This is a genomic window from Nitrosospira multiformis ATCC 25196 (genome assembly GCF_000196355.1).
Classification (GTDB): Bacteria; Pseudomonadota; Gammaproteobacteria; order Burkholderiales; family Nitrosomonadaceae; genus Nitrosospira; species Nitrosospira multiformis.
This window is the reverse complement of sequence record NC_007614.1, coordinates 2,306,809-2,325,777: the sequence shown is the minus strand read 5'-3', so window position 1 is coordinate 2,325,777 and position 18,969 is coordinate 2,306,809. Positions and strand designations below refer to the sequence as shown.

Below are 18,969 nucleotides of genomic sequence, written 5' to 3'. Positions count from 1 at the left end.
TTGCTTGCCCTTCCTTCGGCTAAGCAATTACTGCTTAGCTAAATTTATGACTTATTCTAAAAATAATTAAAGGTAAAGATATGGTCAGTTCCTTTTTTAAGAAAATCGTTTTTGTCTTGATGTTGATCGGGACAGCTAGCGCCAATGCTACGGTAACCGATTTAGGTAATGTGAACCCCGCAATACCTACAACCTTCACCGGCAGTGTTTTATCCCCTGGACCTTTTAATGACATTTTCAGCTTCATTCTGCCGCCCAATAGTGGATCGGGCTATAGCATTCTCAATTTTCCGCTTAGTATTCCGGGAGAAGAGAACTTCAATACCATTATCTCTTCCATATCACTTTACTCGAACGCTGATGGGATTCTTTTCAACAGCGATGATACGAATGTTGCGTCATTTCTGGTTCCAGGTGGCAACACCATCGGCTTTACAGGGGAACCAAGTTTGGGGGGAAATATGTATATAAGTATCTCCGGGATTGCAAACGGTTCACTTGGTGGCTTATACAGTGGCGCGATCAGTGTTTCAGCAATTCCTGAGCCTGAGACCTACGCCATGCTGCTAGTGGGGCTAGGTATTATAGGTGCGATAGTTCGTCGCAGGTCTCTTGCTTAATCAATAAGCCCAAGTCAACAAAACGGGAGCCTTGGCTCCCGTTCGCATTTTGGTATTTCGTCCCACATTTGCTCTCAAGAATTCATTAGTAAGGTTCACCATCCCCATTTCTCGTTGCTGCTTGTTACAGATCATTCCAGCCGCTTCAGGCTTTCCTATCATGGCGTGCGATCCTGCCAAATCACTTGAAATCTCTTTTTAGTTGATGCAGTAAAGGGGAGGCCTTTTGCTACACTCAAACGGAAAATGCAAGGCATCGTTTTTTTGCTTCGTGATGTTGCGTAAGGGTTGTGCGAAAGGGAGAAGAAATTCATGAAAATCGGCTATGTGCGGGTTTCCACCGATAATCAGAATCTTGACCTGCAGCTGGATGCTTTAACCGGGGATGCGAGCAGCTATTTACAGATCACGGTGTCAGCGGGGTCACTGATCGGCCCAGCTTTTGTAGCCAACTCCAGGGTTAGTCGTCGGCCGTATTTTCTCATCTGAAATCCTGTTTCAACCAGTGCTGGTGGGGGAATTCAGCCGTGCGGTTTCTCCAAGTGCCCTGTGAGGATGACTCTCATTGTATTCCTGGCCTGCTAAACTCGATTTTGACTTTGTTGTGATACGCCCACAAGTCAAGAATCTGGCTTGTGAATTCACTTCCGTTATCACAGAACAGGGTTCCAGGCAGGCGCCCGCTCTGGCGTATCCTGTTGAGCGCTGTCACCACGTCTGTACCTGACAACCGCTGACCAATTTCAATTGCCAGGCATTCCCGCGTAAAGACATCAATGATCATCAGGCAACGGAACCAATTTCCATTGGAGAGTTGATCAACCACAAAATCCAGGCTCCACGCCTGATCAGGTCGGAGGCAGGCTTGCATTGTGGCCGCGTTACCTGCGCTCTGGAGCGACGTTCCGGTCGATAGCGCAGAGACAAGCCTTTCCCATGGTACACACGGTACAGCATGCCCCGCCGTTTGCCTGGCTTTTATCCTACCCATTCCCATCCCTTGTCGGTGAAGATAAGGCCGTTTTTCCATTCCCCATTTTCCTGTACCAAAGTACAGGGTGTACTTAAGTCCAATAGGAATCTGGTGTGATGTAGATAAGATGGCATCAGGTTCTATTTTTTCACTATCCATGGGGGGTAAGGTGAATAGATTTTTTCGCGACGCAATTGCATCTGGAGTATTGCTCTCTGCAATATCGGCTGTTCAGGCAACACCTATTTATATGACTGCCGATTTCTCCGGGGGGATTCTCACCACTGGTGGGCTGGCTAACAGCCTGGGCTTGCAGCGGACCAATACATGCAGCGGTTGCGCTGCCGGCAGCGTTAGCGGAAATGTATTATTCGATCAAAGCCTCATCCCTGGGAGCGGTACCGGTACTGTGAACATTGCGCTCTCAGCAGTTACCGGCGCCTCAAACAGCACCATCTTCGACATTGACTTTGGAAGTCAACCATTAGGTTTCCATTTTGGAGATGACGGTGTGTTGGGCGGGCCATCCATACAATTCAAGAATGGCGTGTTCAACGGGTTTTTCTTCGTGAAAGATTTTGTGCTCAGCGGAAAAACCTACGAACTCAGCATGCAGGGTGCGAACTGGACCATGAATTGGTTAAAGAGCAATTCCTCTTCTGATCTTGTTGCATCGGGATACCTGAACGTGGGTAATCAGGGACTCACGCATCAGGCTTATTTTGAACTGCCACCTGCCGAGCTGCCGAATAACAGAATTCCGGAGCCCACAGTTCTTGCGCTTGTCATGGTTGGCATGTTAGGTTCAGGACCTATTAATTTCATGATTCACGAATAGGATCAAATGTGATTCACTTATGGCGGAGGTGCTGCCATGAGAGATTTGTTTTACCTGTCGGAAACACAGTTCAACCGTATAAAACCTTATTTTCCCTTGTCCCACGGAGTTCCCCGTGTTGATGATCTGCGGGTGATCAGCGGGATCATCTACGTCATTCGGAATGGCCTGCAATGGAAGGATGCCCCCAGGGAATACGGGCCGCACAAGACACTGTATAACCGTTTCGTGCGCTGGAGCCGACTGGGCGTGTTCAACCGCATCTTTGTGGAACTGACCGGTAAAGAGGAAACGCCCGAGAGGCTGATGATCGACGCCACGCATCTGAAGGCCCACCGCACGGCAGCCAGCCTGCTAAAAAAGGGGATGTTCCCCGCCGTATCGGTCGCACAAAGGGCGGCCTGAACTCGAAGCTTCATGTGGTCTGCGACGGTCAGGGCAAGCCTGTGGCCATGCTCCTGTCCGAAGGGCAGATGAGCGATTACAAGGGAGCACGTGTGCTGCTGCCGTCATTGCCCAAAGCCAAAACCCTGATTGCAGACCGCGGCTATGACGCTGCCTGGTTCCGGGCAGCGTTGCGTGCCAAAGGCATGACGCCCTGCATACCGACAAAAAGGAATCGCAAAATCCAGATCAAATACGACAAGACCCTCTACAGGCAAAGGCACAGGATCGAGAACATGTTCGCTCGGCTCAAGGACTGGCGCAGGATCGCCATGCGTTACGACCGCTGTGCCCATACCTTCTTCTCTGCCATCTGTATCGCCGCAACTGTCATCTTCTATCTCAATTAATGAGTCCTGAGCCTAGGTATTTTTATGACTCGCCGGCATAAGCAGACGTACCAACTGCATAACTAAAGCATCATTACTAACAATAGTGTTGTTCAGTCGTGGATAACGTCCTCAGTAAGGAAATAAAAACCCGCTTGAAGCGGGTTTTTATTGGGAAAGGAAATGGAGGGTTATTTTTTACGTCTGCGTGTCAGACCCATGCCTGCCAGCCCCAAGCCCAGCAATGCAAGTGTCGCTGGTTCCGGAACTGTTCCCGGATCCTCCTGCGGAGGAGTGGCTTCGCTCCCAACGTATTTCAAAGAACCCGACCCCCCTGGTCCGGCACCTACCTGCTGGATATGCACCATTGCAAGCGAAGCAGGTTTGCCATTAGCAGTGACCAGAGTAGTGAAATCACTTACCAGAACAGCAGATCCGTTTGCCGCGCTGACCGTCCATGTACTGTATTCGCCATCGGTAAACCGGAGCGCTGGATTCTTGTTGCTCGTAGGATAGTCCAGGTCCAGGTAAAAATCGTAACCTGCATCTTTTCCCGGGGGATTTATTCCGAAATCAGCGGCAGCTACCAGTTGCGTGCCCCCGAAATTTCCAAACGAGCTGCTCGTAAGCTGAGGCGAGCCATCGTAGGAGAACAACAGGCCGGAAATAAACGCGTCATCTCCGATTGCACCGAGATTGCTCACGAAATTCTCGAATTTGAAATCCACGCTGTTCCCGTTCTGGGTGAGTGTCAGTGTGGCAACCGTGACATTGTTGCCGGCGGGATTGCCGGTGAGATACGTATTGATGTCGATGACGAGTGCAGAAGCTCCCAACGGTGTTGTCATCAGTGCAGCACCCGTGAGCGCTCCTGCGATAAGTTTATTCATGTTTCCCTCTTGTATTGATATTTTTCTTGAATGGTCAACCACACAGGAAGTGTGGTTGTATCAATACAAGCATGAAACGTGCCAAAATTTAAAAGATTGATTAAGGAGGGAAAAAACGGGCTGCTTCCATTCTATGTAAGGATCTTCGACATCTCGAAGATCTGAAGGACTGCTTTTTACAAAATAATGGGGAAAAGGATGGGGCGGGATGGAAGTCTTCCTGTTGTGGATGGGCAATTTGAGGCTGAGTAATTTTCTAGCCGAAACAGGAGTATTCAAAGATTGTTACTATGGGACGATGTCGCAATTTACTTTTTGTAGTAGCCCCCAATTGAACCGGACACAGATGCACTGATGACAGGAGATAGGCATATGCCTGGTGCTATGCATAGTGCTTCAGGTTTGGATCGTATTGAAGTAGTAACCGGGGTTGAGCGCCGCAGGCGCTGGACCCTGGGTGAGAAATTAAAAGCTGTTGAGGAATCCCGCTTGCCGGGCATGAGTGTCTCGTATGTGGCGCGAAAATATGGTATTGCTCCGAGCTTGTTATTTCGCTGGAGGAAGCTTATGGCTGAGGGCGGACAAGAAGCAGTGCGTAGTGGTGATGCGGTAGTGTCTGCGGCCGAGGTGAAAGAGTTGAAGAAGCGGATCCGGGAGTTGGAGCGGGTTCTGGGCAAGAAAACCCTGGAGAACGAGATTCTCACGGAAGCGGTGAAGCTTGCGCATGAAAAAAAACTGATCTCGCGCATGCCCTTGCTGCCACCGGACGATTTGCCATGAAGGCCATTGCAGACACCATGGGTGTGGCGCGCTCCCGTCTTGTGGAACGGATGAAGCCGCAGGAAAAGTCTTTTCGTTGCCGCTACAACAAGGCTGATGATGCCTGGCTGTTGCCCTTGATCCGCGAAATTGTGGATTGCCGCGCGACCTACGGATACAGAAGGATTTGCGCTCTCCTTAACCGCAAACTGGAGAGAATGGGCAAGCCTGCTGTCAATCACAAGCGGGTCTATCGCATCATGCGCCAGAATGGCCTGCTGCTGGCCCGATATACGGGCAAACAGCGCGTGCTGTCTCATGAAGGCAAGGTCATTACCTTGCGTTCCAATTTGCGCTGGTGTTCGGATGGTTTTGAGATTCCCTGCTGGAATGGGCAAGTAGTGCGTGTTGCCTTCGCCCTGGATTGCTGTGATCGTGAAGTCATCAGCCATGTTGCCACCACTGGCGGCATTACTGGGGAAATGGTGCGCGATCTGATGACTGAATCCGTTGAGCGGCGCTTCGGCACCGTTGACCTGCTCCCACACAGGGTGGAGTGGCTCAGCGACAATGGCAGCTGTTACACCGCCAGCGAGACAACTGCTTTTGCAAAGGATATGGGCTTCATCAGCTGTTTTACTCCCGTCAGAAGTCCCGAATCCAACGGTATGGCCGAGGCCTTCGTCAAAACCTTCAAGCGGGATTACGTCTATGTCCATGATCGTCCCGACGCAAAAACCGTAATGGCGCAGCTTGCCCAATGGTTCGAGGATTACAATGAATTCCATCCTCACAAGGGGCTGAAGATGAAGTCGCCAAGACAATTCATCCGCAGCCAGTTACTAACCGCATCCTGTCCGGTTTAATAGGGGCAACTCCACTTTTGGAGGAAGGATCTCGGGCAGGGGAACCCGGGTAATGCCCCATAGCGACACTTATTCATCAGTCCGGGTAGAAGGGCGCAATCCGACTCAGCATTGACACCAGGCGTATTGGATGGTGAAGTGAGAATATTCATTTGCGCAGGCGGCGGGCGCACTCTCGGTCAAAAGGAAACGGTCAGGATTTTAGGCTTTCGCCCTGGACATATCCTGTCTCTACCCCGCCATAAACCGGATACATTGGCGAGCTCCATAAGCAAGGCGTCCAGTTCAAGAGCCTCACCGACGCTATCGATACCGGTACCCCATAAGGCCGTTTCTTCTTCCATGTCATGGCCAGCCTCGCCGAGATGGAGCGGGAACTGACGATAGAGCGCACGCATACCGGCCTGGAAGTCGCTCGCCAGCTAGGGCGCAAGGGCGGCCGAAAACGCCAGATGACCGACAGCAAGATCGCTTCTGCAAAAAAACTGTTAACTAATGGCGTACCGCCACGGGATGTGGCCAGGAACCTCGGCGTATCCATTCCAACGCTTTATCGCTGGATTCCGGCTTCCGAACAGCCTTAATGTACTTTGCGATCCGTTTTCTGAGACGACCCCTAAGTATGATTCCATACGACCATTTTAGGGTTGGAATTTGCTGCGGGAGAGCTTGCCGCAATGGAACTCTCGCCCGTTGGAAGAGATGATTAGGTTGGAGAGTTATCCACGCCCGAAGCCCCAGCCGAGTGAGTAAGGCAAGAGGGGTGAAGGGGGTGGGTTGATCTGCTAAGAATTTTGTGACCACCCTCTAAGTGAGTCTTCATGTTAATTTTGACATGGAGGCGAAAATGAAGAAGCGATTCAGTGAAGAGCAGATTATTGGGATACTGAGGGAAGGTGAAGCGGATGGGGTGGTTATCCGAGATGTATGCCGCAAGCACAACATTACGGAGCAGACATTTTTCCGGTGGCGCACGAAGTTTGGAGGTATGACGGTATCGGATGCGCGCCGGTTAAAGGATCTGGAGTCGGAGAATGCGAAGCTGAAGAAGATTGTTGCTGAGCAGATGCTGGCTATCGAGGGTTTGAAGGAGATTGCCACAAAAAAATGGTAACCCCGGCAGCCAGACGCGAAGCGCTTGGAATTTTGACGGGCAAGGGGTTATCGCAGCGATCAGCGTGTCGAATTGTCGGGGTAAGCCGTCGTATTGGCAGTTATGAGGTCAAGCAGCCCGTTAAGGATCGTGCTGTTGCCACACGGATAATTGAAGCATCAAGCCGCTATCCCCGTTTTGGGTATCGGCGCATTGCTGTCATGACTGATCAGAGTATGGGGCGTGTGTGGCGCTTGTGGGGTAAGCTGGGACTAAGCTTGCCCAGGCGCAGGCCCAGGAAACGCCGCTGCGGGACGGATATACGCCTTCCTGGAGCAACAAAACCAAACAGTGTCTGGACTTATGATTTCGTCCATGACCGGCTGGCCAATGGGCAGACGCTAAAGCTGCTTTGCGTGCTGGATGAGCATACGCGTGAGTGCCTTGCAATCGAAGTCGGCAAATCGCTGCGTAACCAGGATGTCATCCTGACCCTGTCACGGCTGATGCGTATCTATGGAAAGCCTGCCTTTATTCGCTCGGACAATGGCGCTGAATTTACTGCAACCGCAGTAATGACATGGCTGCGAGACAATAACGTGGGGCCAGCCTTTATCAAGCCTGGCAGCCCTTGGCAGAATGGATTCGTGGAAAGCTTCAACGGTAAATTGCGTGATGAATGCCTCAACCGCGAATGGTTCATCACACGGCAGGAAGCGAAAGTATTGATCGAGAAATGGCGGCAGTTTTATAACAACGAGCGCCCGCATTCTGCGCTCGCCAACCGAACTCCAGCCCAGGCAGGCTTGCAAAGGTTGCAAATCCAGAATGTTTGAACCGGAAGACCCACTTCGAAACTGGCTACAAAAATCAATAGCAGGTCAGGGTAACTCTCAAAGCTGAAAACGAGAAGCTGCTCGTTTACCTGGGCATTCCCAAGTGAACTAGGATTGCATCCTCCACCGCCAGCATATATAAGTAGCTTACGCTAAGTTATATTATTTACATAACTCATATTAACTTAACTATACATGGATCCTCGAACTAATCCTTATGCTCGGGGGGCAAAAATCGTTACTTCGAGGATCATAGGGCTTTCCTCCGTTCTCATCTTGATGTGGGAGAGTAGGGAGTCTTCCATTGATCCTGGTATTGAAAGTAACTGACGCTCCCCTTCAGGGTGACCCAGCTTCTCCGCAAGACCTATTGCTACTTAAAGTGCCGCTGCTTTAAACAACTTCCCTGCATCGAATCACTATCCCGACGAGAGCCAGGCCCGCGAGCATCAGGGCGTAGGATGAGGGTTCCGGGACTGTGCCGATCGCTATAACCTGACCGACATTATTGATCCCGGTTGCGGTGGTGAGGATAACGCCTTCAGGCAGATGCACCAGCGCGTTCAAATCCATCATGCCGGTTCCATGCGGACCAGTGATAAAAGCATGCTCGGAACCTGCTGCGGTTTCAGAACTTCCCACTACCTGTTCGGCCTCATTGATATCCGCCGCGCTGCTGAAGCTCCCGCCGAGCGTACCCAGGTCGATCATGTCCTGGCCATCCGGACCGGTGATAAAAGCATGCCTGGAACCTGCGGCAGTCTCAGAATGTCCCACTACCTGCCCGCTGTCATTGATTCCGGAAACAAAGCTGCTGGCTCCACCAAGAGTGCCGAGGTCAGTCATGCCCACGCCATTCGGACCGGTGATGAAAGCGCGCGTCGAATAATCGGCCATCTCTGCCTCGACCGCTACCTGGGCAGTATTATTAATGCCGATGGCCCTACTGTGATTTCCGCCGAAAAGATCTAGATCTATCGTGCCCACACCATTTGGGCCAGTTATGAAAGCATGATTCGAACCGCCTTCGCCCGTCCATGATCCCCCTGCTACCTGTCCGGCATCATTGATACCGTAAGCTACAGTGAAGTCAGATTCATTTTTAGCTAAAGACTTTATCGGAGTCCTTCCCTCCCCATTCGGTCCAGTGATATACGAGTGGAAAAAAAGGGGCACGTCTTGAGGGACCTGAAGACCTCCCACTACCTGTCCAGAATTGTTGAGATCGCGGGGATTAAAACCCACCTCGGTAATGCCGACTCCATTTGGGCCAGTAATAAAACCAATAGAACTAGAGCGTGTTCACAGTAGCCAGATGTAGGCGCAAGCCAGATGCAAGAAAGCATTGAAGCGGTTGGCGAGTTTGTCGTAGCGGGTCGCGAGGCGACGAAATTGTTTGAGCCGATTGAAGAATCGCTCCACCAGGTTACGCGCTTTGTACCGCTCCCGATCGAACTCGCGCGAGGCGCATCGGTTGCTCCGAGACGGGATGACGGCCTCAGCCCCCGTCTCGGTGATCACTGCGACGAACACGTGGCTGTCGTATCCCTTGTCGGCGACAACTGCATCAGTCTTGATGGAATTGATCAGTGCGGGCCCTTGTGTAATGTCGGCTACTTGGCCACCGGTGAGGATCAGGCGCAATGGATTGCCCAAGGCATCCACGCATGCATGGATCTTGGTAGTCAGCCCACCACGCGAGCGGCCGATCGCCTGATCGCTACCGTTTTTTTTGACGCGCCAGCCGAGTGCTGGTGCGCACGCACGACGGTTGAGTCGATGAATAGCTCTTCCAGATCGGCCTCGCCCTGGAGCGCTTCGGCAACACGCGACCACACGCCGTTGGCTTCCCAGCGCGCGAAGCGCACATACACCGAATGCCAGTTCCCAAACTTCGGCGGCAGGTCGCGCCAGGGGTTTCCAACCCGCGCCGTGTATAGCACCGCCTCAACGAACAACCGGTTATCCGCCGCTCGCCCTCCCTTGTCGGTTGGCTTGCCCGGCAATAGTCCCGAAATACGAGCCCACTGCGCATCGCTCAACATGTCCCGATCCATGACCCACATCCAAATTCCGGATGTAAACACAAATCAACTACTGTGAACAGGCCCTAGGAATATAAAATAATTGATCATTAGGATCAGAAGGAGGAATTGTGCTAGCCGTACCGACCACCCGTCCGGAATCATTGATGGCGTATGCGGAAGTGGAACCGAAATAAATGGAACCGTAACTCCCCAAAGTTCCCAATCTGGTCCATTCTTTCGTGTTCAGGTCGATAAGGTATGAGGTATCGAAAGACTGGCCGAAGGCAGGGGAAAGGAAGCCGACACTCCCGCACAGGGAGGCGGCAAGGATCAAGCTTCGCATTACTTTAGAACTAAAGGCTGTTTTCATGACGAGTCACTCCTTCTTTGAATAATTGTCGCGGGCTCCTTCATTTGAAAACTAGATCATGATGAATACGGATTGTCAAGGTAAGTGACTCACTCCTCTGGCCGTCATTGACCAGGCTGCCGTTGGCGTCATAGCTGTAGTGCAGGGAACTGCCCGGTCCGGCCATCGCGTCCAGACGGTTGCTGGCATAACTCACGGAGTAGGTGTAGGCCATGCCGTTGATGGTCTGGCCAGTGCGATTGCCAGCTGCGTCATAAGCATAGGTCTCAGCCGACGTTCCGTCGCTGAAGGAAATCAGCCGATCCGTGGCATCATAGCCGTAAGTCTTGCTGCTGCCTACGATACTGACGCCGCCCAGGGATATGCCGGTGATGCGCGAAGCCGCATCGTAGGCAAGCGATCCAAGGCTATGGCTTGTGATGCGCCCATCGAGGTCGAAGTTGCGGACGATGTTCTGCCCGTTGCCGAGTGTCCAGGATTTGACAGGAAAGATTTTTACTTCCCTTCTAGCCTTTCTCACATAAACCTCTAAACCTTATGGAAAAAGAACACTGGCGTATTTCTTGCTTCTCTAGCTTGCCATTTGGCATAAATCTCAATTAAAAAGAAGAAAGGAGAAAATAAGGTGTTAAAAAATGCTTTTCTGGGAGGGGATACCCGTAGCAATTGGTGCCCTCGATTCCTGTGCCTCTAAAGCAAGGTCCAATACTCGCTGGGTTGATAATCGCTGCCTTGTTCGACTTGATAGCTCTTATCCATTTATTTTCCCTCCTGAGGAGGTCCTGATTAAAATATAACACCTCATCAGTATATATCCGAGAACTGAGGTTCCCAGGTACCCTCCATTTCGGAAACACGCATGATGAGTAAGCTTTCCTTAGGCAAATAATCATTAGCTTGCTTTATATGAAGGTAAAAATGACACTGTCCTCCCTTTCTATCGAGTCATATGCTGAATCAGAACGCTTTCAGCTATTCGTTGCCAGCGTAACTGACTACGCGCTTTACATGCTCAACCCTGAAGGCCGCGTCTGCAGTTGGAATGCTGGTGCGCAGAGGTTTAAAGGCTATACGGCTGAAGAAATCATAGGTCAGCACTTCTCCCGGTTTTATACAGAGGAAGACAGGGCGGCCAATATTCCATTCAAGGCCTTGCAAACGGCAGCCAAAGAGGGAAGATTCGAAGATGAAGGCTGGCGCGTGCGCAAGGATGGCAATCGGTTCTGGGCCAGCATCGTCATTGATCCAATTCGGGATCCCGAGGGCATGCTGATTGGTTTCGCTAAAATCACCCGTGATATTACCGCGCGCAAGAAGGCAACCGAGGCTCTGCACGCCAGTGAGGAGCAATTCCGGTTACTGGTCGAGGGCGTGACGGACTACGCGCTCTACATGCTGTCGGTAGATGGCACCATTACCAATTGGAATCCAGGGGCACGTCGGATTACTGGCTTCGATCAAACTGAAGCCGTTGGCACTCATTTCTCCCGCTTTTATATACAGGAAGACAAGGCCAAGGACTTGCCATTGGTGGCATTACAGACTGCGGAAGCGGATGGTCGCTTTGAAGGCGAAGGCTGGCGGGTACGGAAAGACGGCTCCAGGTTTTGGGCAAATGTAGTGATAGACCCAATTAGAAACGCTCTTGGCGAATTGATTGGTTTTGCAAAAATCACGCGCGATATCACGGGAAAGCGAGAGGCCGAGCAGGCGCTGGAGCGTGCCAAAGAAGCCTTGTTCCAGTCCCAGAAGCTGGAAGCGATCGGCAAATTGACGGGCGGGATTGCTCACGACTTCAATAACCTGCTTAACGTCATTGTCAACGGGATTGAAATCATTGCAAAGCAAGCACAGACGCCAACTTCCACCCGGATGCTCGAAAGCATGCAGCGCGCAGCCGCTCAGGGGACGATGTTAACGCAACAATTGTTGACGTTTGCTCGCAAGCAACCCTTAAAGCAAGATAAGTACAATTTGAATCACGTCATACGTTCTTTTGAACCGGTACTTCGCAGAGCCAATAAAGGTTCTGTTGAGTTTGATGTGAAACTTGATCCGCTTTTACCACCGGTAATCATCGATGCGCCGCACTTCGAGGCGGCATTATTAAACCTGGTTATCAATGCGCGTGACGCTACGCCCGATGGGGGCGCTATTACGTTGAGTACTGAACAGCTCGAACTGGATGAAAAGGAAATCAATGAGCTGCCAGCAGGACGCTATGTGAAAGTTACTGTGAAAGATACCGGTACAGGGATGCTGCCGGAAGTAGCGGCCCAAGCCGTGGAGCCGTTCTTTACCACTAAGGAGGTTGGCAAAGGGTCAGGGCTGGGGCTGAGTCAGGTGTACGGGACGATCAAGCAATTCGGCGGGGATATGGTAATTGAAACGGCGGTGGGCAAAGGCACTGCTATTTCCCTATTCGTGCCAGCGCTGGAAGGGGATACGAATGAAGGTTCCGGGGGCCTGGCAAGCGGAAATGAGAAGGCATTGGTGGTGGATGATCAGGCGGATCTTCTGGAGATCACCACGTAACCTTCTTCCCGATATCAAAGTAATCTTGGCTTCGGGTTGTACCTTTCCTGCATCAAGAGCTGAAAATCCTCCCATAGAAAACTTTAGATTTATAAGGAAGCCTTATCGTATTTCAGAAATAGCCAAAATGCTCCGAATGACGGATTAACGAGCATCTCGCGAGCCATAGAGAATTTATCTTAATTATGAATCTCTGACGCGACATAAGAGAGTGAGAAGCAATAGCGTGTTCAAGTGTGTATCAGGAATAACAAAGGAATTTATATTGAACCAAACAGTTATACCGCAACTGCGGATAATCAGCGCCACTGTTAGCCTGCCGTTTTATGTCGAAGGCTTGGGCTTCAGCGTTGATTGGAAGCATCAGTTCGAGCCAAGCTTTCCTCTCTTTATACAATTGACCAGGAAAGATCAGGTTATTTTTCTGACGGAGCATACTGGAGATTGTCAAGTTGGTGGCGCGGTCTACTTCATAGTTCCGGATGTTGACAACTGCTATAGTGAATTTACTAATCGAGGCATTACCACTATTGAGGCACCCCAAGACACCCCATGGGGAACTCGAGAAATGGTGGTAACAGACCCGGACGGTAACCGTTTAAGATTCGCAACGCATTAGCCTCTATCGCACCCTTGCGGAAATTGCAAACCTACCAAATAAAGAATGTGCGGACGCGTTGAGCAATCGCCGCATGAGGCTTCTTACTTTTGAGCTGGCTAATTGTTTCCTGATTGCCAAGAAAATTGCCTCTCCTCTCTTATTATTTTACCCATGATAACATATTTTATCATGGGTAAAATCTTGCTCTAGATTGAATCCCAGAGTATGATAAAGTATGATCATGAAGAACTTGTTATTGGCACTTAAATGACCGAACTCGAGCGCCTGACCATCACGCTCACCCCTGAACTTAGCCAAACGATCAAGACCGCCGTTCTTGATGGCGACTACGCCTCGGCGAGCGAAGTGATTCGCGAGGCGCTGCGCGACTGGAAGGTTCGGCGCGAGCTTCGACAGGAGGAACTTGCCGCGCTCAAGACGGACATCGAGCAGGCTTTAAGTGAGGTTGCGGCTGGACAATTGAGCGAGTTCAATCGTGAGCGGATCGTCGAGCGCGCGAGAAAATTGTTGGCGGCGCGCAAGCGTGCCGGTTGACCAGCTGTAACCGGTCTGACCCAAATAGGCGGCTATATGACAATGGTGTGCATATATATATATGGGAAAAAATTTGGGGAGATGCAGGTTGGAGTTTTTCCCAGCCCTCGCCCTGTATCTCGGTCACTGCCACAGATATGTTGGTGAAGGCGGAGGGAGAAGATCCGGGAGCGGGAGGATTCGCCTCCGTCCCCATGATCGTCGCCTGGTATTGGTTATTTGTGTTGAAAAAGGGTTATCCACATGATCAACATAGATATAGCCGTACTTCCCCCCAGGATAAATTGGCATGAGTGAAGAACTGATGATTTCCCCCGCCGCCCCGGCTGCGCCTGCCGCCGGCAGTGCCCTGACCTCCGCCCAATTTCGCAAACTTGCGGAAGTTCCACCCGAGATCGAATGGTTCGCCAACATCGACAGCCTGCAGACCCGACGCGCGTACCAGAACGATTTGCGCGGCTTCATGGCTTTTGCCGGCATCGTCAGCCCGGAGGATTTTCGGCTCATTACCCGCAGCCATGTGCTCGCCTGGAGGAAGCGCCTGGAAGAAGAGCAGCTGGGCGGTGCCACCATCCGCAGGAAACTGGCGGCCCTCTCCTCCCTGTTCGAGTACCTATGCGAAGCCAATGCGGTCACGCACAATCCGGTCAAAGGCGTGAAGCGCCCCCCGGTAGAATCCTGGCAGGGCAAGACGCCGGCATTGGGGGACGTCCAGGCGCGCGCCCTGCTCGAGGCTCCCAATGCCAAGACACTCAAGGGCAAGCGCGACCGGGCGATTCTCTCCGCCCTGCTCTATCACGGCATCCGCCGCGAAGAATTGGCCCGCCTCAAGGTGAAAGACTACAACCAGTCGCGCCGCGGAGTGCCGCATCTGCGCATCAAGGGCAAGGGCGGCAAGATGCGCTTCATTCCCACCCACCCCGGCACACTGACCCTGATCGAAGAGTATCTGGAGGCCGCGGGCCATGGACACGATCCCGATGCGCCCTTGTTTAGGCCAGTCAAAAACAATGTGCACGGTCATACCCTGACGGCCCTCACGCCCGATTCCATCTATTTCGAGGTGGTACTGAAGTATTTAAGGAAATTGGGGATTTTTGGGGAAAACATGGGGCCACATGTCATGCGCGCCACGGCCGCAACCAATGCACTGGACAACGGGGCAGACATCGCCAAGGTGCAGGAGTGGCTCGGGCATGCGAATATCGCCACGACCCGGATCTATGATCATCGCAAGACCCGGCCCGAGGATAGCCCCACGTTTAAGGTTAGTTATTAGAAACGCCCGTATACCCAAGTGGTTCTCACGTAAAACCAACCACCTTGGAAATATCTCTTTGCGCTTGTAATTCACGAATGACTTCTTGAAAACAGTCTGAATTTTTCAAAACTGTCACGAAGTCGTCGTATTCATACATTATATTATGGCGCCTTTCCTGCATCTGCGGGAGCATGTAGTACTTCGTTACGTTGTTTTAGCGCATCAAGGTAGGCTTTCTGCTTTTGGAGTTCTGCTGTTCGTTGATCAAACCTTCCAGTTATAATGATATCCCATTAAGAAGTTCAAGAGGTAAGGATAGGAAACCTAATATTTCGCTCGGGTACGTAGTCTCATCTTGAGTCAAAACTCCATTTATGAAAGTTAGATTAACTTTTCTGTCTACAAAATATCCTCTATCAATCCAGAACTCTTCAACCCCTCCCCTTTCTCCTGTCCTGTCGGGAATACCCACATATAACGTTTGCTTTGAAGTTCCATCCTTTGATGTAATCGTTATAGGAAAGGGTTTTATTGTTCTATATAGAATTGCGTTAGCAGTATCAGGGTGATCTGCTTTAGGAATTCAGGACCAGACAGAAAGTGAGTTTTTCGGCAAACTTGACCTTGAAAGGAGGGGTGTTTGCCATGAAGAAGAAGCGGTTTTCAATAGAACAGATCGTAGCGGTATTAAAGCAGGCGGAGCTTGGGATGCCGGTGGCGGATCTGATCCGGCAGGTGGGAATCTCGGAACAGACGTTCTACCGCTGGAAGAAGCAGTACGCGGGGATGCAGTCGGATCAGGTGCGGGAGCTCAAGCAACTGCAGGAAGAGAACGGGCGGCTCAAGAAGCTGGTTGCCGAGTTGAGCCTGGACCGGGCGATCCTGCAGGACGTTGCATCAAAAAAGTGGCCCGGCCCGCGCTGAAACGCGAAGTGGTGGACTACATCGTGAGCCACCATGACCTGAACATGCGGCGGGCCTGCAGGTTGATGAAGCAATCGCGCAGCGTCCAGTACTATCGGAGCATCAAGGATCCGAAGCAGGCGTTGCGAGGGCGTATGCGGGAGATTGCAAAGACACGAGTGCGTTATGGTTACCGGCGCATCCACGTGCTTCTCAAGCGTGAAGGCTGGCAGCTGGGTAAAAACCAGATGTATCGGCTTTATAGCGAAGAGCAGCTGCAGCTTCGCTCAAAGCTGCCCAGGCGGCGCAAGATGGTCGTGAGACGCCAGGCAAAGATCAAGCCGGTCAAACCCAATGAAGCATGGAGCATGGACTTTGTGGCGGACCAACTGGCCAATGGCATGAGATTTCGTACGCTGACGATTAAGGATGTCTTCAGCAAGGAAGCATTGGCAATCGAAGTGGGCCAGCGCTTGCGAAGCGACCATGTGGTCGCTACGTTAAATCGACTGGCCGCGGCGGGGTCCTCCTCAATATCTTTTTGTCGATAATGGCAGCGAATTCTCGGGGCAGTTGCTCGATCTCTGGGCCTACCATCCCCAGGCACGGATCGACTTCAGCCGGCCAGGAAAGCCGACGGACAATTGCCACATCGAGACGTTTAACGGATCATTCCGGGACGAGTGTCTTAACTTGCACTGGTTTGAAACGCTGGAAGAGGCCAAAGCGATCATCGAGGACTGGGGGCGGGACTACAACGAGAGTCGGCCTCACTCGACTCTCAATGACCTGTCGCCAGCCGAATTTGCACACCGGGCGGGGCTTTCAAGCCTTGCCCGGGTTTAACCAGCGCCGAAAACTAACTCTCGGAATGGTCCTGGAAACCCAAGCAGATCAGAATGCCAAGCTCAAGATATATTTCTTACAAGCAACTTGAACAGAACGATGCATTGATCTGTCAGTTCATGACATCACTAACGATACCCGGGTGGCTATCTCCGCTGCAATTGTTAATCAAGGAAACCAGTGGCAGCGAGACAATGATATCCTTGCTTGCCTTGTCTGATCGCAACGCTTGGATTCAGTGTTGCTCTATGCGGCAGATTTTCATGCTGAGCTGACTGCATGAGCTTCAAGTTCTACTTTTGCTCTGGCACCTGAGCAGGGCAGTCGATTACCGCAACGCATTATGGAGGGCGGTGAAAATCGCCGACGACTTTGATTATTGATAGAATAACCCGGGATTTGAGCGGGGCAGCGTGGATCTTCGCCCGGCTGCCGGAGGACGGTTCGCCGGCTATGTATATCCACCGCTGCATTCAGCGCGAGGTCTGGAGCAAGGAGGCCCTTGGCGATCGGATCATCATGCGCGTCGCGTTGCCGTTCGTACCGTTCATACTTGCTGTTCTGGTAGCGGTTTTCACAGCGATCAATGGTCGCGCTATCAAGAAGCGGACGGGGAAAGGTTTAATCCGCCAGATCCAGGAGCAGATTGAGCTTGCGATACGCTTTGCGATTCTACCCCCATGGTATTACATCTTCGAACTGCATGACGATGACAAGAAACTGCATGCAGGGGAGTATCTGAACCGGCTTGAGACGAAAGGGGGACTCTATCGCTTCCTGCGCGATAACAACGGTGGTCTCCCTATTCCCGCGGAACGCAGCACCGGCTCCATAAAGGATAAGGGACGCTTCCGGGCTCGCTGTCGTGCGCATGGGATCACAACTGCTCCCGTTTTTTTTAATGTGGCGCAGGAAAAGATTACGGCGGTGGATTGGGGTTTGCCGGAACTACCGGCACTGCCCGAATTACCCGAGCGCGATCTCTTCATAAAACCCGTTCACGGACAGGGCGGGAAAAAGGCCACGCGCTGGGATTATCTCGGTTCCGGGCAATTCCGCCGCAATGACGGCGAAGTTGCTACTGGAAGTCAAGTGTTGGAGCGGCTGCGGCACGCATCGCGGCACGCGGCTTTCCTGGTGCAGCCGCGGCTTGTGAGTCACTGTGAGATTGCCGATCTGGCCAATGGAACACTTTCCACCGTTCGCGTGATGACATGCCGTAACGAAAAGGGGGAGTTCGAAGTGACCAATGCGGCTTTTCGCATGGCGCGAAACAAGCTGGTCGTCGTCGATAACTTTCACGCTGGGGGTATTGCAGCCAATGTCGACATTTCCACCGGTACGCTCGGAAGGGGTACGCGCGGGGCTTGGGGAGCCACGGGCGACGGATGGTATGAACAACATTCCGAAACCGGGGCGCAGATCCAAGGTCGCAAGCTGCCGTGCTGGTTTGAGTTGGTCGAGCTGGTGCAATATGCGCATGGCGCCGCGTTTTCTGACCAGGTTGTCATTGGATGGGATGTTGCTCTGCTCGACAGTGGTCCATGCATCATGGAAGCCAACAAGGCGCCCGATCTGGACATTATCCAGCGGGTGGAAGGCGTGCCCCTGGGCAATCAGCGCCTGGGAAAACTTCTGGCATTCAATCTGATGCGTACCGTCGAGGCGCAGCATGCACCTGCAGCGGGCGCCCGAAAGAGCGCCGATAGTTCGCTGGGAACGCAAACGGAAAAACCGTGACAGATCCGACCTGCAGCTAAAACGTCACGATTGCAGTTCTCACATCGTACCGGCCTTACTCGACTCTCAATGACCTGTCGCCAGCCGAATTTGCACACCGGGCGGGGCTTTCAAGCCTTGCCCGGGTTTAACCAGCGCCGAAAACTAACTCTCGGAATGGTCCTGGAAACCCAAGCAGATCACCGTCACAGTGCCCCGCCACGCCAATCGCAAGGGCTATCAGTTCCTTATGCACCTCGGACAAGGCACCCGGTTTGAGGGCGCTCTGTGCCATCGCGTTGAACCCTGCCATTGCGTCCGGGACGCTTTGCCGCAGCATTTAAAATGCCACGATTGATTTCGGAAGTGATATCAGAATAAGACTTGTTAGTCATGAGCTTCCAGAGGCAAGTAAATGGAATAGGCGGCCCGTCTCCCAGGATGGTCGCTTGAGGGCAGGCGGGGAATCTTTGGCTTCTACGTCATTGCACGGCAGTATTTTGA

At 52.0% G+C, this 18,969-nt stretch carries 18 protein-coding genes and 3 pseudogenes; 13 read left to right on the top strand and 8 right to left on the bottom strand.

Going from position 1 to position 18,969, the window contains the following annotated elements; genetic code table 11:
- Positions 1-80: 80 nt before the first annotated feature.
- Positions 81-620, top strand: coding sequence for an FxDxF family PEP-CTERM protein (locus NMUL_RS10620; protein WP_011381341.1), 540 nt, complete (start codon positions 81-83; stop codon positions 618-620).
- Between the two features lie 312 nt (positions 621-932).
- Positions 933-1,109, top strand: a complete 177-nt coding sequence (locus tag NMUL_RS16195) for a hypothetical protein (RefSeq protein ID WP_202944824.1) — start codon at positions 933-935, stop codon at positions 1,107-1,109.
- 82 nt (positions 1,110-1,191) lie between these two features.
- Here NMUL_RS16195 and NMUL_RS10615 read toward each other — a convergent pair.
- Positions 1,192-1,583 (bottom strand): annotated as a pseudogene (locus tag NMUL_RS10615) (DDE-type integrase/transposase/recombinase); the annotation flags it as partial.
- Between the two features lie 179 nt (positions 1,584-1,762).
- Here NMUL_RS10615 and NMUL_RS10610 point away from each other — a divergent pair.
- Together NMUL_RS10610 and NMUL_RS15430 are read left to right on the top strand one after the other, a co-directional pair.
- Entirely contained in the window at positions 1,763-2,431 is a 669-nt protein-coding gene (locus NMUL_RS10610) for a hypothetical protein (protein ID WP_041353182.1), read from the top strand.
- Between the two features lie 36 nt (positions 2,432-2,467).
- Positions 2,468-3,225 (top strand): IS5 family transposase gene (locus NMUL_RS15430; protein ID WP_148235532.1). Its coding sequence is split into 2 segments (ribosomal slippage): positions 2,468-2,801 and positions 2,801-3,225, totalling 759 coding nucleotides; the frame shifts between segments, so codons are not numbered across the junction.
- A 170-nt stretch (positions 3,226-3,395) separates the two neighbouring features.
- Here the strand turns inward: NMUL_RS15430 and NMUL_RS10595 are convergent.
- Positions 3,396-4,094 (bottom strand): PEP-CTERM sorting domain-containing protein, encoded by a 699-nt coding sequence (locus NMUL_RS10595; RefSeq protein WP_011381338.1) that lies wholly within the window; start codon positions 4,092-4,094, stop codon positions 3,396-3,398.
- Between the two features lie 372 nt (positions 4,095-4,466).
- On the opposite strand from NMUL_RS10595, the gene NMUL_RS10585 reads away from it, so the two are divergent.
- Positions 4,467-5,719 (top strand): IS3-like element ISNmu3 family transposase gene (locus NMUL_RS10585; protein ID WP_148235541.1). Its coding sequence is split into 2 segments (ribosomal slippage): positions 4,467-4,821 and positions 4,821-5,719, totalling 1,254 coding nucleotides; the frame shifts between segments, so codons are not numbered across the junction.
- A gap of 179 nt (positions 5,720-5,898) precedes the next feature.
- Here the strand turns inward: NMUL_RS10585 and NMUL_RS16665 are convergent.
- A complete protein-coding gene (locus NMUL_RS16665; RefSeq protein WP_167535582.1) occupies positions 5,899-6,063 on the bottom strand; it encodes a hypothetical protein in 165 nt (54 codons plus the stop codon).
- 3 nt (positions 6,064-6,066) lie between these two features.
- On the opposite strand from NMUL_RS16665, the gene NMUL_RS10580 reads away from it, so the two are divergent.
- Together NMUL_RS10580 and NMUL_RS10570 are read left to right on the top strand one after the other, a co-directional pair.
- Complete coding sequence (locus NMUL_RS10580) at positions 6,067-6,303, top strand: recombinase family protein (RefSeq protein ID WP_011381335.1); 237 nt, start codon at positions 6,067-6,069, stop codon at positions 6,301-6,303.
- 263 nt (positions 6,304-6,566) lie between these two features.
- Positions 6,567-7,648 (top strand): IS3 family transposase gene (locus NMUL_RS10570; RefSeq protein WP_104009798.1). Its coding sequence is split into 2 segments (ribosomal slippage): positions 6,567-6,819 and positions 6,819-7,648, totalling 1,083 coding nucleotides; the frame shifts between segments, so codons are not numbered across the junction.
- A gap of 393 nt (positions 7,649-8,041) precedes the next feature.
- On the opposite strand, the gene NMUL_RS16515 is transcribed toward NMUL_RS10570, so the two are convergent.
- The 4 genes and pseudogenes from NMUL_RS16515 to NMUL_RS10545 form a co-directional block, all read right to left on the bottom strand.
- Entirely contained in the window at positions 8,042-8,824 is a 783-nt protein-coding gene (locus NMUL_RS16515) for an HAF repeat-containing PEP-CTERM protein (protein WP_011381334.1), read from the bottom strand.
- A 126-nt stretch (positions 8,825-8,950) separates the two neighbouring features.
- A pseudogene (locus NMUL_RS15425) lies at positions 8,951-9,693 on the bottom strand (IS5 family transposase).
- Between the two features lie 49 nt (positions 9,694-9,742).
- Positions 9,743-10,045, bottom strand: coding sequence for a hypothetical protein (locus NMUL_RS10550; RefSeq protein WP_011381332.1), 303 nt, complete (start codon positions 10,043-10,045; stop codon positions 9,743-9,745).
- A gap of 40 nt (positions 10,046-10,085) precedes the next feature.
- Complete coding sequence (locus NMUL_RS10545) at positions 10,086-10,565, bottom strand: RHS repeat protein (RefSeq protein WP_011381331.1); 480 nt, start codon at positions 10,563-10,565, stop codon at positions 10,086-10,088.
- A gap of 398 nt (positions 10,566-10,963) precedes the next feature.
- Here NMUL_RS10545 and NMUL_RS10540 point away from each other — a divergent pair, with 398 nt between their 5' ends.
- The 6 genes and pseudogenes from NMUL_RS10540 to NMUL_RS10510 all read left to right on the top strand — a co-directional run bounded on the left by NMUL_RS10540 (position 10,964) and on the right by NMUL_RS10510 (position 18,486).
- The gene (locus tag NMUL_RS10540; protein WP_011381330.1) at positions 10,964-12,580 is read left to right on the top strand and encodes a hybrid sensor histidine kinase/response regulator; all 1,617 of its coding nucleotides are present in this window, start codon (positions 10,964-10,966) and stop codon (positions 12,578-12,580) included.
- A gap of 265 nt (positions 12,581-12,845) precedes the next feature.
- Positions 12,846-13,199, top strand: a complete 354-nt coding sequence (locus tag NMUL_RS10535) for a bleomycin resistance protein (RefSeq protein ID WP_041352554.1) — start codon at positions 12,846-12,848, stop codon at positions 13,197-13,199.
- Positions 13,200-13,448: 249 nt separating this feature from the next.
- Positions 13,449-13,736 (top strand): ribbon-helix-helix domain-containing protein, encoded by a 288-nt coding sequence (locus NMUL_RS10530; RefSeq protein WP_011381328.1) that lies wholly within the window; start codon positions 13,449-13,451, stop codon positions 13,734-13,736.
- Between the two features lie 289 nt (positions 13,737-14,025).
- On the top strand, positions 14,026-15,015 hold the full coding sequence (locus NMUL_RS10525) for a tyrosine-type recombinase/integrase (protein WP_011381327.1): 990 nt from the start codon (positions 14,026-14,028) through the stop codon (positions 15,013-15,015).
- Between the two features lie 627 nt (positions 15,016-15,642).
- Positions 15,643-16,746, top strand: a pseudogene (locus NMUL_RS10515) (IS3 family transposase).
- Between the two features lie 372 nt (positions 16,747-17,118).
- Complete coding sequence (locus NMUL_RS10510) at positions 17,119-18,486, top strand: sugar-transfer associated ATP-grasp domain-containing protein (RefSeq protein WP_049783110.1); 1,368 nt, start codon at positions 17,119-17,121, stop codon at positions 18,484-18,486.
- Between the two features lie 127 nt (positions 18,487-18,613).
- Here NMUL_RS10510 and NMUL_RS16620 read toward each other — a convergent pair whose 3' ends face one another.
- The gene (locus NMUL_RS16620; protein ID WP_419185221.1) at positions 18,614-18,778 is read right to left on the bottom strand and encodes a carboxymuconolactone decarboxylase family protein; all 165 of its coding nucleotides are present in this window, start codon (positions 18,776-18,778) and stop codon (positions 18,614-18,616) included.
- Between the last annotated feature and the right edge of the window lie 191 nt (positions 18,779-18,969).

What these genes read in the sequence shown, in the direction of transcription:
- NMUL_RS10620 (WP_011381341.1), top strand. Translation starts at nt 81, where the DNA reads ATGGTCAGTTCCTTTTTTAAGAAAATCGTTTTTGTCTTGATGTTGATC.
- NMUL_RS16195 (WP_202944824.1), top strand. Translation starts at nt 933, where the DNA reads ATGAAAATCGGCTATGTGCGGGTTTCCACCGATAATCAGAATCTTGAC.
- NMUL_RS10595 (WP_011381338.1), bottom strand. Translation starts at nt 4,094, where the DNA reads ATGAATAAACTTATCGCAGGAGCGCTCACGGGTGCTGCACTGATGACA.
- NMUL_RS16665 (WP_167535582.1), bottom strand. Translation starts at nt 6,063, where the DNA reads ATGGAAGAAGAAACGGCCTTATGGGGTACCGGTATCGATAGCGTCGGT.
- NMUL_RS10580 (WP_011381335.1), top strand. Translation starts at nt 6,067, where the DNA reads ATGGCCAGCCTCGCCGAGATGGAGCGGGAACTGACGATAGAGCGCACG.
- NMUL_RS10550 (WP_011381332.1), bottom strand. Translation starts at nt 10,045, where the DNA reads ATGAAAACAGCCTTTAGTTCTAAAGTAATGCGAAGCTTGATCCTTGCC.
- NMUL_RS10540 (WP_011381330.1), top strand. Translation starts at nt 10,964, where the DNA reads ATGACACTGTCCTCCCTTTCTATCGAGTCATATGCTGAATCAGAACGC.
- NMUL_RS10530 (WP_011381328.1), top strand. Translation starts at nt 13,449, where the DNA reads ATGACCGAACTCGAGCGCCTGACCATCACGCTCACCCCTGAACTTAGC.
- NMUL_RS10525 (WP_011381327.1), top strand. Translation starts at nt 14,026, where the DNA reads ATGAGTGAAGAACTGATGATTTCCCCCGCCGCCCCGGCTGCGCCTGCC.
- NMUL_RS16620 (WP_419185221.1), bottom strand. Translation starts at nt 18,778, where the DNA reads ATGGCAGGGTTCAACGCGATGGCACAGAGCGCCCTCAAACCGGGTGCC.